The sequence below is a fragment of the Enterococcus sp. 12C11_DIV0727 genome (genome assembly GCF_002148425.2).
Classification (GTDB): Bacteria; Bacillota; Bacilli; order Lactobacillales; family Enterococcaceae; genus Enterococcus_L; species Enterococcus_L lemimoniae.
Genome location: NZ_CP147248.1, coordinates 1089805 through 1107242 on the forward strand (window position 1 = coordinate 1089805; position 17438 = coordinate 1107242).

Annotated in this window: 14 protein-coding genes; 7 read left to right on the top strand and 7 right to left on the bottom strand. The window is 36.0% G+C overall.

Going from position 1 to position 17438, the window contains the following annotated elements; translation table 11 throughout:
* Positions 1–102: 102 nt before the first annotated feature.
* The 3 genes from A5866_RS05250 to A5866_RS05260 form a co-directional block, all read right to left on the bottom strand.
* Entirely contained in the window at positions 103–1434 is a 1332-nt protein-coding gene (locus A5866_RS05250) for a pectate lyase-like adhesive domain-containing protein (protein ID WP_086444165.1), read from the bottom strand.
* A 243-nt stretch (positions 1435–1677) separates the two neighbouring features.
* Entirely contained in the window at positions 1678–2400 is a 723-nt protein-coding gene (locus A5866_RS05255) for a winged helix-turn-helix domain-containing protein (RefSeq protein ID WP_086444164.1), read from the bottom strand.
* Between the two features lie 409 nt (positions 2401–2809).
* The gene (locus A5866_RS05260) at positions 2810–3874 is read right to left on the bottom strand and encodes a tyrosine-type recombinase/integrase (RefSeq protein WP_254907266.1); all 1065 of its coding nucleotides are present in this window, start codon (positions 3872–3874) and stop codon (positions 2810–2812) included.
* 758 nt (positions 3875–4632) lie between these two features.
* Here A5866_RS05260 and A5866_RS05265 point away from each other — a divergent pair.
* Positions 4633–5376 (top strand): TraX family protein, encoded by a 744-nt coding sequence (locus tag A5866_RS05265; RefSeq protein WP_086444163.1) that lies wholly within the window; start codon positions 4633–4635, stop codon positions 5374–5376.
* Between the two features lie 63 nt (positions 5377–5439).
* Here the strand turns inward: A5866_RS05265 and groL are convergent, their stop codons facing one another.
* Both groL and groES read right to left on the bottom strand, forming a co-directional pair.
* Positions 5440–7068, bottom strand: a complete 1629-nt coding sequence (groL, locus tag A5866_RS05270) for a chaperonin GroEL (RefSeq protein WP_086278993.1) — start codon at positions 7066–7068, stop codon at positions 5440–5442.
* Between the two features lie 61 nt (positions 7069–7129).
* Positions 7130–7414, bottom strand: coding sequence for a co-chaperone GroES (groES, locus tag A5866_RS05275; protein WP_086278992.1), 285 nt, complete (start codon positions 7412–7414; stop codon positions 7130–7132).
* 249 nt (positions 7415–7663) lie between these two features.
* Between groES and A5866_RS05280 the strand changes: the two genes are divergently transcribed.
* Together A5866_RS05280 and A5866_RS05285 are read left to right on the top strand one after the other, a co-directional pair.
* Entirely contained in the window at positions 7664–7846 is a 183-nt protein-coding gene (locus A5866_RS05280; RefSeq protein WP_086445511.1) for a hypothetical protein, read from the top strand.
* A 75-nt stretch (positions 7847–7921) separates the two neighbouring features.
* Positions 7922–8590: a CPBP family intramembrane glutamic endopeptidase gene (locus A5866_RS05285; RefSeq protein WP_176271466.1), complete on the top strand. Its 669-nt coding sequence runs from the start codon at positions 7922–7924 to the stop codon at positions 8588–8590.
* 67 nt (positions 8591–8657) lie between these two features.
* Here A5866_RS05285 and A5866_RS05290 read toward each other — a convergent pair whose 3' ends face one another.
* Positions 8658–9323 carry a redox-sensing transcriptional repressor Rex gene (locus A5866_RS05290; RefSeq protein ID WP_086278990.1) on the bottom strand — a complete coding sequence of 222 codons (666 nt, stop codon included), beginning with the start codon at positions 9321–9323 and terminating at the stop codon, positions 8658–8660.
* 216 nt (positions 9324–9539) lie between these two features.
* Here A5866_RS05290 and A5866_RS05295 point away from each other — a divergent pair, with 216 nt between their 5' ends.
* The 4 genes from A5866_RS05295 to A5866_RS05310 all read left to right on the top strand — a co-directional run bounded on the left by A5866_RS05295 (position 9540) and on the right by A5866_RS05310 (position 15364).
* A complete protein-coding gene (locus tag A5866_RS05295) occupies positions 9540–11483 on the top strand; it encodes an ABC-F family ATP-binding cassette domain-containing protein (RefSeq protein WP_086444162.1) in 1944 nt (647 codons plus the stop codon).
* Positions 11484–11499: 16 nt separating this feature from the next.
* Positions 11500–12135, top strand: coding sequence for a TrkA C-terminal domain-containing protein (locus A5866_RS05300; RefSeq protein ID WP_086444161.1), 636 nt, complete (start codon positions 11500–11502; stop codon positions 12133–12135).
* 330 nt (positions 12136–12465) lie between these two features.
* Positions 12466–13656, top strand: coding sequence for a quaternary amine ABC transporter ATP-binding protein (locus A5866_RS05305; protein WP_176332551.1), 1191 nt, complete (start codon positions 12466–12468; stop codon positions 13654–13656).
* Positions 13649–15364, top strand: a complete 1716-nt coding sequence (locus tag A5866_RS05310) for an ABC transporter permease/substrate binding protein (RefSeq protein WP_086278986.1) — start codon at positions 13649–13651, stop codon at positions 15362–15364. The genes A5866_RS05305 and A5866_RS05310 overlap by 8 nt, the downstream gene beginning before the upstream one ends.
* 452 nt (positions 15365–15816) lie before the next feature.
* Here A5866_RS05310 and A5866_RS05315 read toward each other — a convergent pair whose 3' ends face one another.
* Positions 15817–17145 carry a glucosaminidase domain-containing protein gene (locus A5866_RS05315; RefSeq protein WP_086444158.1) on the bottom strand — a complete coding sequence of 443 codons (1329 nt, stop codon included), beginning with the start codon at positions 17143–17145 and terminating at the stop codon, positions 15817–15819.
* Positions 17146–17438: the final 293 nt, after the last annotated feature.

A 17438-nucleotide genomic window follows, 5' to 3' on the forward strand; every position in this document is an offset into this window, starting at 1 on the left:
GTTCATCATCAAATTCATCATTTTTAGTTTGAGTTCCAGAAATTCATTCTGAAACTCAAACCATTCAAAGTGTTTATTTTATAACAACGTAATTACAATTGATTATAAAATTCCTCCTACTAGAGAAAGTTTTCCATAATTTTCAAGTTTGAAATTCGGTGAAATATCTCCAGTTGTTGATAATGTTTTGCTGTTACAGATTTTACCGAAGTTGACTGAGAAGTTTCCACCATCTAAATAGATAGGGGCATGCTCATAGTTACCGCCAGTTTGAGACCATGTTGAAATTTCACTTACATCAGTAGCATTAATCGTTGTATTGGTAGCATAGAATAATTTTGAATTTGGTTTTTTGTTTGTAAGTTCAAAATTACGTGGTGCATCCAAATTAATTACAGCGCCTTTATATTCACTTTCAACAACAGCTTTTGTACTGTTACCAGTGACAACTAACTCAGCATCGTTTGCAACATTTATTTCTGATCCATAATATTGAAGTTTCATAGTTGCATAGTTACCGCCACCGCGGCCGTTCAAATGAACTGAGCTGCCAGTTGCCAGATTAAATGTCGGTACTTTATTTACATAATCCGCACGTGGGATAAATTGGAAAGCAACTCCTGCTGCGTCAACATCAAGTGAAGCATTTTCACCTACATCAACTTTTTGTACTTTATCGTAAAATACTGGATAGTAATAGTTAACATCACTTTGTGGGCCAATTTTTACATTGATTTTTGCATTATCACCGATAATTGCTTCACCAGTTGCTTTCCCTTTGATCAAGGCACCATTAAAGTAAAATGCTGAGAATTGACCATGATCTTTATTTGCTGCAATTCCGTTATAAACTGTTCCAGGCATAAATTCTAAATCATGCACCCAAGCATTTTCAGCACGAGTATTGATGTTATTTGTGCCAGCAAATGTTAATTTACCTTCACTTAAATGTACAAAACGTGCACCTTGATATGTTACATTCTCTGCAAAGACATCCCAACCATAACTTGAAGGGCCATTACCAGAACCACCAGTGAAGAAACGTCCATCGCCATCAGCACCTACGATATTGACATTTTTGATTGAAATCGTATTTTTACCTTTAGTATTTTGTTTACCATAGATAGAGTTGTGTGCTGAGTTGATCACTACACCTTTATCTGCATTACCATTGATCGTTAAATCACGGTTTGGAATGTTTGTAATGTTTTTCTTGAATTGTATACTTTGATTAACATTGATTACAGTAATTACTGGATTTTTCAACGCTGCATCAAATTCTTCGATCGTTGATACTTCAGCTGTTTCTTCCGCTGCATAAGCAACAACTGATTCTCCTGTAAATAGTGTTGGTGCTGACAATACTACTGCTCCTAGTGCAACAGTTGCAGCTAGTGTTAGCATACTTCTTTTTAACATTTGTGTTTTTTTCAATTCTTTTCCCTCCTAAAATGTGTGTTATTGTCGAAACTTTTTTTTACTCCCCCTCCTTTCCAGAAAAACGAGCAATTATTTTCTTCACTCGTTATTTCTAACCAGTTTCGCAAATTATCTTTTTGACTGAAATCAAATGTTCAAGCATGTCTTTTCCTCCCATTTTTTAAAAATTAAGTGGTTTTTATTTTTACTGAGCATGTTTTCCATCAGCCGATTCTCAGTCTTTTCTCTCTTTCGTTATTAGATATTTAGCATGTAGCCTTTTGAGCGAATCGTCTTAATATACTGTGGTTTTTCAATGTCCAACTCAATTTTTTTTCTCAAATGAAAAACTAAGTTAGAAACCCGATATTTTCGATTTCTATAAGTATCGTTCCAGACGTTTTTATAGATTTCTTCATATGTCATCGTTTTACGTGCGTGTTTAAGTAAATATTCGATTGTAAGAAACTCCAATTTTGTTAAATTGACTTCTTTCCCTTCTTCTAAGCAAACACTTAGATTTTGTGGTATTAACTTAAAGTCAACGTTTTGTTCCTGTACTCCTATTTTAGGTACTACTAATTGGTGCTCTCGTTGTTTGACACGTTTCAGTAAATTTCTCATCATTAATATAGATTCATCTAGTCCGTGATTTTGTTCAATGATTCCATCGGCCCCCAATTGTAAATAAACAATTCGATTTGTTCTATTGATGGTTTCTGAGGAGGATAAAATCCAAAGTGGTAAGGTTGTGTGTTCTCGTACATTCATGATTAATTCACACGTCCAGTTAATATTACTCGTCTCAGAGTCGTCAATAATTAAAGTGTCCATTAAATTCAACGTGTTATTGTCACTTTCAAGTAAATGTTCTACTTTTTCTTTCTTGATCATTTGAATAGTACATTGAAGTGATTTGAACATTTCATTACATTCTTTGCTAATTTCACTGTTGTGTGAGATGCAACCGATCCGATACATATTGATGCCCTCCTTATCATCATTTTCTAAGAGTTTGGTTTATTTTGTTTGGTTAGTCTAAGCTTTCACTCATTTCAGTGCTTTAGAGTTTAGAAATTATGGTTTTGCCCTTATAATGGTTACATGGCTATTTATTATGAGCTTAATGAATAGCCGATTACGGTTTATCTTTGAAGAAAGATAATTTATTTGGCTTTTTCTTGAATGTAACAGGTATAAGAAAAAGGTCATTTTTCCTCTGTATAACGGCGTTTGCTAGTGAGGTTGACCATTTTTTGACGGCTTTAAAAATCAATTGGATAAAATTTCCGCGCCATTTTAAAATAAAAAAAATAGCCTGAGATATAACTTGAAAAGTTATATCTCAGGCTATTTTGTCCGAGTAAACGCTTCTAACCCAACCTCTTTTTTAGGAGACGATTATTCTACTGCCAAGTTTATGATCTATGACAGAAACTGCTGCTTTTCTATTTTCCCACAGTGAATCCGTGTAGGTGTCTAAAGTTAATTTTATTGAAGCATGCCCCAATAATTTACTCAGTGTAGCAATATCAATCCCCTGCTCTACACATCGAGTAGCGAAAGTATGACGTAACACATGAAAATGAATAGAGCGAATCCCTGCTTGTTTCATGCTTTTTTTAAATCTATAACTGATTACTCGCGGTTCTGCATAACTTCCTTTACAAGAAATCACATATTCAGAAGTATCGATTTTTCGTTTATCTAACAAATAGTTTTTTAAATTTTTTGCCAAGGGAATCGACCGTTTAGAACTTTTTGTTTTTGGCTCTGCCATAATGATTTCTGTTTTTCTATTATTCACGGTATTAGATATTCTATAGAGTGTTCTTTTGATATGAATAATATCTTTTTCGAAATCAATATCAGACCACTTCAATCCACTGATTTCACCAATTCTTAACCCAGTATACAGTGCTAAAATAACCGCAGAACAGGCTTTTTCGTTTAGTGCAATCTGTTCGATTTTTTCTTGATCTTTTAAACTAAGTGCTGATATTTCAGACATTGCCACTGTTGATAGCGATAAGTTATTACATGGATTTGAAAGAATATAATTTTCTAAAAATGCTTTATTCATTGCACTTTTAAGTACAGTTACAATAGAATGCACTGTGGCAGAGGATAAATTCAAATTTGTCAGATAATTGACAAATTCCTCTATTTCTCGGCTTTTTACTTGAATCAGCTGTTTTCTGCCTAAAAATGGATTAATGTATTTATCAATACGTAAGCGATAGCTGGAATATGTAGAAAGTTTGATCTTTTTTCGCATTAATCCATCCAACCAATAATTCAACCACTCTTGAACCGTTCCTTGATATAAGTTAAGATTATTATGCGAAAAAGAGTATTGAACTTTCAATTCGGCGAGCTTTTTTTTCACATGCGCATAGCGTTTTCCGTAAATGTAGCCATAAATGATTTTGCCATGTTCATTTCTTGCCTTCATATAACGCCCTTCCCAGCGACCATCCTTTCTTTTATAAATATTCTCACCTTTTCTACTCAAAACTTGACACCCTTTCACAAAAAAATTGACGGCTTATTTGACGGCTTAAAAATATAAATCTATTTTTTAATGTACAAATAACTAGTATTGATTGAACAGAAAACAATATTAATATGAAAATTCAATAGCAAATTCATTTATTTTCTATTTGTAACCAAAAACAAAAAATAACAATTCTCATTTTTTTATTAAAAATCTTAAAATTATGATAAAAAAACGATCTTTTCTTTATAGACTGCTCTTCACTTTTGAGATAGAATGAATTAGTAGTTGAAATTGAAATACATTTGTCTATTAATTAGATTCATTATTTTCTTATACCTGTTACATTCAAGAAAGAAATTCAACTTCCAGAACACAATCTCATTATAACAATATATCTTCTATATTTCACCTTTTTATCAAAATAAACTTTTTTTTATATCAAATTTATATATATTCGAATAAAAACAGTTGAGATAGATTAAGGACAATCTATCTCAACTGTTTTTTGTATGGTCTATTTGTTCAAAAGCATAAAATGAAGATTTTATGGCTATTATTGTGGGTATTCTAGCGTCTTCTTTTACAACAAAAAAATCTTATCCCACTTAAATTCATCTATTATAAATAACAGTAGAACTAATTTTTTCTAATAGAGCGAGGCTATCTATGGTAAAATAATGGAATCAACTATTCTATTTAAGAGGAGTGAGTTATTGAATCCAAAACCGTTTTTTTCAGGGAGTCAGTTAAAGTGGATTGCGATCATTGCCATGTTTCTTGATCATACCGCAAAAATCATTCGTTTTCAGCCCCTTATAAACGGAGCACTTCCTTATATGACTGAATCGAACCAACTGTTTGCAATGAGTCAAACTATTTTCCCGCTATTCATCTTGATTGGACGACTTGCTTTTCCACTGTTTTGCTTTTTATTAATTGAAGGATTTGTTCATACCTCAAATCCTAAAAACTACTTGATGCGCTTGTTTCTTTTTGCAGTGATTTCAGAGATTCCTTATGACTTAGCTTTTTCGCATCAGTTTGTTAATTTGGAAAGCCAAAATGTGTTTTTTACATTGGTGATTGGTTTAGTGGTGATCATGGGTTTAGACAAGTTTTCTTTCACTTCCGTCAAAAATAGTTTTTTCTCTCTGATAATTATCACCAGTGGAATTTTTTTAGCAGAATGGTTACAAACGGATTATGGTGGCTGGATCGGTATTTTACTCATCACTATTTTGTATCTATTTAGGCGTTCTTCATTGTTGAAGTGTATTTTAGGCGGATTGGTTCTTTTACAAAATAGTTGGTTTGGGTTGTTTGCTTTTATACCAATTTATTTTTACAATGGGCAACGTGGTAAACAATGGAAATATTTTTTTTATTGGTTTTATCCCGTTCATTTACTCGTTCTTTTTGCAATTCAACAATTTTTGGTCGTACCTTACCTGATTTAACAGAAAATCATTGTAAAAAAGCAAGCCGACATCTAAAAATGTCAGCTTGTTTTTTTATTCGTATTACATCATGCCGCCCATACCCATTGATGGATCCATTGGAGGCATGCTTGCCCCTGCTGGTTCAGGTTTATCTGCAACTACCGCTTCTGTAGTTAACAGTAAAGCTGAAACAGATGCAGCGTTTTGCAATGCTGAACGAGTTACTTTGGTTGGGTCAACGATTCCTGCTTCTACCATGTTTACCCACTCGCCTGTTGCAGCATTGAAGCCAATACCTAAATCGATATTTTTCAATTTATCAACAATTACTGAGCCTTCATAGCCAGCATTTTCAGCGATTTGACGAATTGGTTCCTCTAGTGCACGAACTACGATTTTCACACCAGTTGCTACATCGCCTTCAACATCTAATGCAGTTACTTTACCAATAACATTGACTAAGGCTGTTCCACCACCGGAAACCATACCTTCTTCAACGGCTGCACGTGTTGCATTCAACGCATCTTCAATTCGTAATTTCAATTCTTTTAATTCTGTTTCTGTTGCAGCACCAACTTTGACTACTGCTACACCGCCTGCTAATTTAGCTAAACGTTCTTGTAGTTTTTCACGGTCAAAATCAGAAGTTGTTTCTGCAATTTGGTTTTTGATTAATTGGATACGAGCATCAATACCAGCTTTTTCGCCAGCACCTTCAACGATTGTTGTATTGTCTTTATCTACAACCACTTTGCTTGCATTCCCAAGGTTATCAATAGTTGTGTCTTTTAATTCAAGACCTAAATCGTCTGTGATAACTGTAGCACCTGTTAACATTGCAATATCTTCAAGCATTGCTTTACGACGATCTCCAAATCCAGGAGCTTTTACAGCTACAACATTGAATGTTCCACGGATTTTGTTTAATACTAATGTTGGTAATGCTTCACCATCTACGTCATCAGCGATGATCAATAATGGACGGCTTTGTTGTAAAATTTGTTCTAACAAAGGTAAAATATCTTGAATATTCGAGATTTTTTTGTCCGTAATCAAGATATATGGATTTTCTAAAACTGCTTCCATTTTATCATTATCTGTTACCATATATTGCGATAAGTAACCACGGTCAAATTGCATTCCTTCAACTACGTCTAATTCAGTTTCGATCCCTTTTGATTCTTCGATCGTAATCACACCGTCATTACCAACTTTTTCCATTGCATCCGCAATCAATTGGCCAACACGTTCATCACCAGAAGAAACAGCCGCTACTTGAGCGATAGCCTCTTTTGAATCAACAACAGTTGAAATATTGTGTAATTCTTCAACCGCAGTTTTTGTTGCTAATTCGATCCCACGGCGAATGCCTAATGGATTAGCCCCTGCAGTAACGTTTTTCAAGCCTTCGCGTACAATTGCTTGTGTCAAAACAGTAGCCGTTGTTGTTCCATCTCCAGCGATATCATTGGTTTTAGAAGCAACTTCAGAAACTAGTTTAGCACCCATGTTTTCAAAGTGATCTTCTAATTCGATTTCTTTGGCAATTGTCACACCATCATTTGTAATCAGTGGTGAACCAAAAGATTTTTCTAAAACAACGTTGCGGCCTTTAGGGCCTAATGTTACTTTTACTGTATCAGCTAAAATATCTACACCACGAAGCATTGCTGCGCGTGCATCTTCTGCGAATTTAATTTCTTTTGCCATAATTCCTTCACCTCAAAATAGTATTTTTTATTTAAATGGTTTTGTCTCTGTTCTAAACGATCTATTCAACGATCGCAATAATATCTTTTCCAGAAACGATCAAGTATTCATTACCTTCATATTTAACTTCTGTACCAGAGTATTTTTCAAACATTACTGTGTCGCCTTCTTCAACAGCAGCAGGAACTTTTGTTCCGTTTTCTAGTACACGGCCTTCACCTACTGCGATAACTTTTCCTGTTTGCGGCTTTTCTTGAGCTGCTGATGCTAATACGATACCGCCTACTGTTTTTTCTTCTTCTTTCGCGACTTCAATAACGACGCGATCGCTTAATGGTTTTAACACAATAAATCCCTCCATAAAAAATTTTTTCTATGTTAGCACTCTTAGTTATCGAGTGCTAACTCACACTATTTATAATACTCATTTCCCCTTCACTTTGCAAGTCTTTTGACTAATTTTATAAAATAATTCTTTCCTTATTTCTATTTCTAAATTTAATAGACGACAAAGTATTTTTCCATTTGGGTTCGATTATTTCTTTCCTCTGAATCATTTCATGGTAAAATACTTATAGAAAGAGAGGCGATGGAAATGAAACAACGAATCACAGGTGCTTTGATAGCTACAGGACTTTATTTGGTCATTGCAAATGTCGGCAATTTCTTTTTTGGTGTGACCAGACGATTTGATTGGACAACGACTTTGTGGGAAGCAGCATTCTTCTTCGTATTTATCTTTCTATTATTAGGCTATCGTAATAAGCATAAGAAGTAACCCAAACTGTTTATACTATACTTTTCTTTATGCTAACAATTTTGAAAGGAGTTCTCTGCTTTTATGTCAACAACTATGTCTATAAAAAAATTAAGCATTACAACGATCCTACTCTATGGACTTGTCTTTTTCTCTCCATTTATTTTTAGACCATTTTCACCTGACATCGTCATTGGAGGTACAACATTTACTTATATCCTCGGTGCTGTTTTGATGATCTGGCTTTATTTCAACAATAAAAAAACTGCTATCACTCAAGTTGAGCAAAATGCTAAACTCACATCACCTGTTTTTGTTCTGTTGCTTGGCTTTAGTGGAATCTTTATGGCTATGATCATTCAAGCCATTGTTTTTGGTATTGAAACAGCAATTACTGGCGTTCAACCTAGCTCCCAAAATACCCAAAATATCATTGCTGTTATTTTAGCTAATCCACTATTTATCTTAGCAACTACGATTGGCGGACCGATTATGGAAGAATTTGTTTTCCGCCGCTCTTTGATTGGTTTGACAGAAAGTTATACCGGTTTTTGGATTTCAGCTATTATAAGCTCCTCATTATTTTCAGTAATTCATCAAGACGGTCATTTTTTTGTTTATTTTTTCATGGGCTTCTTTTTCGCACTACTTTATAAAATGACCGGAAAAATTTGGACCTCGATCATTGCGCATTGTGGAATGAACACACTCGTTGTGATTGCCCAACTAGTGATGCATTATGCCAATATCGAATTACCAAAATAGAGAATACTCTAAACAAATAAATCCCATATGATTGCATTTTAAGAAGTGCAATCATATGGGATTTTTATTACTCTTTTTCGTTTTCGATTTCTGTGTCGACTAATTCACTGTCGTGATGCAAGAAATAAATCAACGTTTGTAATTCATTCGTCAAATCCACATTTTGGATCAACACGTCTGGAGGTGCTACTAATCGAGCTGCCGTAAAATTCAAGATCCCTTTTACTCCAGCATCTGCTAATTGGCTAACAACTTCTTGCGCTTTTCTAGCAGGTAAAGTTAAAATAGCCACTTCGATTTGCTGTACTCGAATTTGTTCCATCATATCCGTCATTGGATAAACCGGAATACCATCAACAATTCTTCCTACAATCTCATCGTTGACATCAAAGGCACAACTTACACGAATACTGTTGCTTTGATGGAATTTATATTTTAGTAAGGCACTACCTAAGTTACCTACACCAATCAAAGCGACATTCGTTAATTCATCATCATTCAGTGTCTTTGCAAAGAAATTCATCAAATTCTCTACATCATAACCATAGCCGCGCTTACCTAATTCGCCGAAATAAGAAAAATCACGTCGAATCGTTGCGCTATCTACTTGAACCGCTTCGCTTAACTCAGTAGATGATACTTTATTTTTTCCTGCATCATGCAGAATTCTCAAATAACGATAATATAGGGGAAGGCGTCTTGCCGTTGCTTTTGGAATAATTTGGTCTTTCACAATCGTACCTCCAATACTCTAAATATAGACAAATATCCACCTCTCATAATAGCAGTTGTTCCAGATAAAAAGCAATCTTACAGCTCAGAAAAAGAAACATTTTTCAAACTTTCTTAAAATTGTTCTGATAATTTTTTTCTCAAGCTGTTGGATGGGTGCTATTTTGAATCAATTTATGCTACACTAAAGGCATTGAAATAGAAATGAGGTTACCCTATGATTTTACTCCAAGCAAATCAAATCGCCCGTTATTTCGGTGCGGATACTTTGTTTGATAACATACAAATGGAGATCAGTACAAACAGCCGGATTGCCTTAGTTGGCCGCAATGGTGCTGGTAAATCTACTCTTTTAAAAATCATCGCTGGAATCGATGCACCTGATGCCGGCACGATTGCTAAAAATAAAACAGCTAGTTTAGGCTATTTGGCCCAAGATACAGGACTTGATTCTAATAAAACCGTGTGGGATGAAATGCTTGAAGCTTTTGCTGAAGTCATCACAATGGAAAAACGAATGCGTGAACTTGAATTGATCATTAGTGAACTGTTACCGGATGCATCAAATTATGAATCGGTTATGAAAGAATATGATCGCTTACAGCACGAGTTTTCAGAAAAAAATGGCTATGGTTATGAGAACGAGATTCGTTCGGTCTTGCATGGCTTTGGCTTTAAAGAAGAATTTTATTCAAAAAATATCAGTACGTTATCTGGGGGACAAAAAACTCGTTTGGCTTTAGCTCGAATGTTATTGCAAAAACCTGATATCTTGATCCTCGATGAACCAACCAACCATTTAGATATCGACACTCTTTCTTGGTTGGAGAACTATTTACCGAATTATTCTGGTGCTCTTTTGATTGTTTCACATGACCGCTACTTTTTGGATAAAGTTGTTAACGAGGTCTATGAGATCAGTCGCCATAAAATGCGTTATTACAAAGGAAATTATTCAAAATATTTAGAATTAAAAGCTGAGCAGCTGACCAGTGAATGGAAAGCATACGAAAAACAACAAACTGAAATCAATAAGCTCGAGGATTTTGTCGCCCGTAATTTAGTTAGAGCTTCCACGACCAAACGAGCACAAAGCCGTCGCAAGACGCTAGAGAAAATGGAACGCCTAGACCGCCCTCAAGGAGATGAAAAATCAGCAAATTTTCTTTTTGGAATTGAGAAAGTTTCTGGAAATGTCGTTTTACAAGTAGAAGATGCTGCTATTGGGTATGACGCTCGTATCTTATCTGAACCTGTTTCATTAGATATCCGGCGACAAGAAGCCATTGCTCTGGTCGGTCCTAACGGAATTGGAAAATCAACATTGCTTAAATCGATAATCGGAAAAATTCCCTTCATTAAAGGTAACGCAATGCTTGGAACCAATGTACAAATTGGCTATTATGACCAAGAACAAGCCAACTTGCATGGCACTAAAACAGTTTTAGCAGAGCTGTGGGATGAACATCCTACTACTCCAGAGAAAGACATTCGTAATATTTTAGGTAGCTTTTTATTTAGTGGAAATGATGTTGAAAAAACAATTCCTCTGCTAAGCGGCGGTGAAAAAGCCCGTGTTGCATTAGCTAAACTTTCGATGGATAAAGAAAACTTTTTAATTCTTGATGAACCAACCAACCATTTAGACATTGATAATAAAGAAGTCTTAGAAAATGCCTTGATTGATTATGAAGGCACGCTTTTATTTGTCTCCCATGACCGCTATTTTATTAATCGAATTGCCACCAAAGTAATTGAACTTTCTGAAACTGGCAGTAAGCTTTATTTAGGTGATTACGATTACTATTTAGAAAAGAAAAAGGAAGAAGAAGAATTGGCTGCCCTACTAGCTGAACAATCTTCCGTAAAACAAACTGAAATCGTAAAACCAAAAAATGATTTCTATCAAAATAAAGAACAACAAAAAATAGTACGTAATTTAAGTCGCAAAATCACGCAAATCGAAGAAAATTTAGCTACTTTGGATACGACGATTGCAGAAATCGAACAAACGATGAGTGATCCAAAGCTCGTCGATGACCACATGCAACTTATGGCTTTAAACGAGTCATTAGAAGCCCAGCGCACTCAACAAGAACAATTGTTGACGGAGTGGGAAAATCTTAGTTTAGAGCTTGAAGAGTTAGAAGAAAATAATTGACGAAAGGTGGACAATCATGACGTCAAAACGTATGAATGTAACACAACCTAAGTATCAACAAATTGCTGTTGATGTAGCCTCAAAAATTGCAGATCAAACTTTTTCAGTTGGTGATAAAATCCATGCACGCTCTACTTTAGCAAATAAATATAGCGTGTCTCCTGAAACAGCACGAAAGGCAATCAGTGTGTTGGTTGATTTAGAAATTGTCCAAGCCAAGCATGGCAGCGGCTTTTATGTTCATTCAATTGAAAAAGCCAAGCTTTTCGTCGATCAATACCAGGATGTCCAATCGATCCATGACTTAAAAGAAGACCTGATCAGCAGTGTCAAAAAACAAAAAGAAGAATTAAGCTACTTTTCAGAAATATTGGATAAACTTGTTGGTCAAACGAAACGTTTTGACTCATTCAACCCGTTGAATCCAGTCACCTTTACACTAACGGATGATGCAGTGCATCTTGAAATGACGATCAGCGAATTGAATTTATGGCAAAGTACCTCTGCTACTCTGATTGCAATCAAGCACGGAGACGAACTGCTAGTCTCCCCTGGCCCCTATGCCAAGCTTGCTTCTGGTGATACAATTTATTTTGTCGGTCATGAATCAACGTTGCAACGGGTGCAGAATTTTTTCTATCCAAATTCATAATTTAAAGAGTTATCAACCCCATTTGTGGATTGACAGCTCTTTTTTCTTTCTTCTTATTTCTAAAACAAGCAATTTGACAAAGTGACTAGCCGATGTTAACCTAGAATGGTCACTTTTTTACAGAAAAGAAATTGATTTTCTTTACATTATTCTGTAAAAGCAAAAAGAAAGAGTGTATTGCACTTTTAGTGTTACCTAGCTTCGCAGGCTAGCTCTTCGGGAAAAAGATAAAATCCGATTGTAGCAAATAACGCCACATTCTGATTTTCCTATTTTTCTGTCAGAGCTGGACGAGCCTGCTCAGCTTTTAAAATAAGGAGGAATTTTGTTTTGCTCAAAGTAAAAGTATCGCATTTAACAAAAATATTCGGTAAAAGATCAAAGCAAGCACTGGATATGATCAAAGAAAACAAGGATAAGACCGAGATTTTGAAGAAGACTGGTGCTACTGTCGGGGTTTACGATGTAAATTTTGAAGTAGAAGAAGGGGAAATCTTCGTAATCATGGGACTTTCAGGTAGTGGGAAGTCTACGTTGATTCGTCTTTTGAACCGTCTGATAGAGCCAACTTCTGGGAATATTTTTATTGATAATCAAGATATCTCAAAATTGGATAAAGAAGGCTTACGAGAAGTTCGTCGTAATAAAATGAGTATGGTATTCCAAAACTTTGGTCTTTTTCCTCATCGTACGATTTTAGAAAACACCGAATATGGATTAGAAGTTCGTGGTGTCCCTAAAGAGGAACGAACTGCTAAAGCTGATCAAGCGTTAGAAAACTCAAGTCTATTAGCCTTTAAAGATCAATTCCCAAATCAATTATCTGGTGGTATGCAACAACGGGTTGGTTTAGCTAGAGCTTTAGCCAACGATCCTGAGATCCTGCTAATGGACGAGGCCTTTTCTGCCCTTGATCCGTTGATTCGTCGAGAAATGCAAGACGAATTAGTTGATCTACAAGAAAACGTGAAGAAGACCATTATCTTTATCACACACGATCTAAATGAAGCTTTGCGTATTGGTGATCGAATTGCTCTAATGAAAGACGGTCAAATCATGCAAATTGGAACTGGTGAAGAAATCCTAACTAATCCTGCCAATGATTACGTTCGTACCTTCGTTGAAGATGTGGATCGTTCGAAAGTCTTAACCGCACAAAATATTATGGTTCCAGCATTAACAACAAATATTGAAATCGATGGTCCAACGGTTGCATTGACTCGTATGCGACAAGAAGAAGTCAGTATGCTTTTAGCTGTTGATAAGAAACGTCAGTTAAAAGGAGTTGTTCGTGCAGAGCACGCTTTAGAAGCTCGCAAAACCGGTAAACCACTAACGGACTATGTGGATACAGATATCACTTCTATTGATAAAGATATGCTTGTCAACGATATTTTCCCGATTATCTATGATTCACCTACGCCAGTTGCCGTTACAGACAACAATAAATTGCTTGGTGTTGTCATTCGAGGCAGTGTTCTTGAAGCACTAGCAGAAACAGAGGTGAACATTAATGAATAATTATCAATTACCAGTAGCAGATTGGGTCGAAACGATCACAGAATGGATGACGAATACTTTTTCTGGTGTTTTCAGTTTCTTCCAAACAACGGGTCAAAGCCTAATGGATGGCATCACATCCCTATTAGTCGCGATTCCACCATTACTATTTATCATTATTTTGACTGCTATTGCATTCTTTATTTCAAATAAAAAAATTGGGTTAAGTCTATTTACATTGATTGGGTTACTTTTCATTTATAACCAAAATTTATGGAATGATTTAATGAGTACCGTGACATTAGTTTTACTATCTAGCGTGGTTTCAATCGTTATCGGCGTGCCATTAGGAATTTTAATGGCCAAAAGTAATAAAGCACAAAGCATTATTACCCCTATTTTAGATTTTATGCAGACGATGCCTGGATTTGTTTATTTGATCCCTGCCGTAGCCTTTTTCGGAATCGGTATGGTTCCTGGGGTATTTGCCTCAGTGATTTTTGCTTTACCACCTACCGTTCGTTTTACTAATCTCGGTATTCGCCAAGTGCCAAAAGAGTTAGTAGAAGCTTCTGATTCATTTGGGAGTACTGGTTGGCAAAAATTATTCAAGCTTGAATTACCTCTAGCTAAAAATACCATCATGGCCGGTGTCAATCAAACCACCATGCTAGCTCTTTCCATGGTAGTTATCGCATCAATGATCGGGGCCCCTGGTCTTGGTCGTGGCGTTTTATCAGCCTTACAACGTGCTCAAGTCGGTAATGGTTTTGTGAATGGTGTTGCCTTAGTCATTCTAGCCATCATCATTGATCGTTTTACACAAAATTTAAATAAGAAAAAATCAGCTCCAACAAAATCAAAACTTTCTAAAAAACAAAAAATCAGTGGCGTTGCGATTGCTGCTGTAGCCGTTATCGCTTTGATTGGCGGCTCAACTCTTTTCTCTTCTGCTAAAAACGAAGAAAAAAATATATCCCTTTCTTATGTTGAATGGGATACAGAAGTTGCCTCCACGCATGTGGTTGGTGAAGTGTTAAAAGATATTGGCTATAACGTGTCTTTAACACCGCTAGACAATGCAATTATGTGGGAATCAATTTCAAAAGGTGAAACAGATGCGATGGTTGCCGCATGGCTTCCTGGCACACATGGTGAGCAATACAAGCAGTATAAAGATAAAGTGGATGACTTAGGTGAAAATCTAAAAGGTGCGAAGCTTGGTATCGTTGTTCCACAATATATGGATGTTAATTCGATCGAAGACCTAAAAGATCAAGCAGGTAAAAAAATAACTGGGATCGAACCTGGTGCAGGTGTTGTTGCTGCCGCTGAAAAAACACAAAAAGCTTATAGTAACTTATCTGATTGGTCAGTTGAAACCTCTTCTTCTGGTGCGATGACAGTTGCTCTTGGTCAAGCAATCAAAAATAAAGAAGAAATTGTCATCACTGGTTGGTCTCCTCATTGGATGTTTGCTAAATATGACCTTAAATATTTAGAGGATCCAAAAGGGACTATGGGTAAAGAAGAAGCCATTCACACAATGGCCCGAAAAGGATTAGAGAAAGAAAATCCTGAAGCTTATAATGTATTGAAAAATTTCCACTGGACAAAAGAAGATATGGAATCTGTCATGTTGGAAATCAATAACGGAACTGAACCAACTCAAGCTGCCAGAGACTGGATCGACAGTCATGCAAAAGAAGTAGCTGAGTGGAAAAAATAAAAAAAAGAACTGACCATGATAATTGTGGTCAGTTCTTTTTTTATTTTGGGAACTTCTCTCCCTTTGGTCGACAAGTACTGTTCATCATCTACTCTGTCGAAGCCTGTCGTAGTGATTCCTAGTATGGGAACTTCTCTCCCTTTGGCCGACAAGTACTGTTCATCATCTACTCTGGCGAAGCCAGTCGTAGTGATTCACAGCAAATACCGCTCGGCTGGGTGACCGAGCGGAAAGGAGTTCTTTTTTACTTGAGGAGTAAAAATGAAAAAGTGTTTTGTTTGGGTTTGTTATTGGGTATGTATTTATAATAACCGGAATATTTGAAGAAACTATGTCTAAATCATTTAGGTTTTCTATAGAATACTTAAGAAAACCTAAAAACTATTTTCTTATAATAAAAACCAATGATCCTATCAAACGTATTACGTTAGGCAGGATCATTGGTCTATTTTTTATTTAGGTGTTACATATGCTAGTGTAATGGCAGTGTCTTTGTCAATCACTCTAAATGAAACCATTCCTAAACCAGCTACATTCATTTCTGAAATTAGGATTGAACCATCTTCATAGACATGCTCTACAAATGCCACATGTCCATATGTTCCATCTGCTCCAGCAACTGTAGGTTGGAAGCTAACTGCGGTACCAGCTTTTGGTTTGTTTGTTACTTCATAACCATTGGCTTTTCCTGTTGCACCCCAGTCCATCCCATTACCCATAGTTGTTTCAACATAACCATCTAATTGAATGATACGATTATAAACATATTGCGTACAATTACCTGCTGCATACGCTTCTGAACCAGAATAAGTTTCTCCAGTGTATTCTTTAAAATCACTATCTGGATGACTATCCGTTACGATAATACCACTAGTTGATGTAGATGGTTTTTCCTTATCGTATTCAGTCAAATCATATTCTTCGATAAAGGCATTCAACTTTTGATCGTAGCTAGTATCAGTAGCATAAACACCTGTTAAAGATTTCGTTGCTTCACGATAACTAACTGCATTGGCTTTCCATGTTCCTGAATAGATTTCTTTATTTGAATCAATGCCTTCTTTCATCAACTTAGCATAGTCTTCAAAAGACTCTTTATAGCTAGGGTATTTTTTAAAAGATGCATCGATTGAGTACCAATTACCAGATCCGTCATCTTCCTGTGTAGAAAAGACAACTTTTTCTCCTTTGTACTCCCCTTTGATTCCGAAAAGATTATGATATGGTTGTTGACTTAAATCACTGTTACCAGAACCTGTCTCCAAAATAGCTTGGGCAATCATGACAGATGCGTAGAGATCATTTTTTTGTCCAACAGCACGCGCTTTTTCACCGATACGGCGAATAAATGTTTCAGTTGGTTCGTTTTTCAAGACTTTGATGTCTTGATCCAATTGTGCAGCTGCATCATAAACAGGCGCTGGTTGTGGTACTTCTACCGGTGCCGTTTCTGCAGGTGCTGTTTCAACCGGTACACCTGGCTGCGGTGTTACAGGTACTTCATCATGACTGTTTGCAGGAGGTTGGACCGTTTCTGAAGATTCTGTTGTCATATCCGTTGTTGTTTCAGTCGTCCCAGTTTCCGTTTCTGAAGTTGATGAATCGGTTGTGGGCGGCGTTACTTCTGTTGAAGAAGTATCAGTTGTTTCGGTTGGACTTTCTTCAATAACGTTTGACTCCGATTCCGACTGAGTTAATTCATCTGCATGGCTAATCACAGGGATTAAATTAACACTGAGCAATACACAAATCATCTGGAGTGATAATAGTTTTCTTTTCATTCATTTTAGTTCCTCTCACATGTATTAAAGATTCAATTATTTTAGAATCCATCACTCATTTTTTAGGTTTTCTCCATAGAACTGCCTGATTTTAAAGAAGTCAGGCGACCTTGTCGTGATTTTAAAGTGCTAAATCTGACTGTAGCTTTTTAAGATAGTAAAGCATTCTGAGTGTGAGAATATCATGAACTTCCAATTGTTCTTGCACTTCTTATGATGTTTCTCCATAGCTTCACCTAACCTTTTCCTCTAAAAACCGCATTTAACCTTCTATAAGTTGAGTTTATTTTACC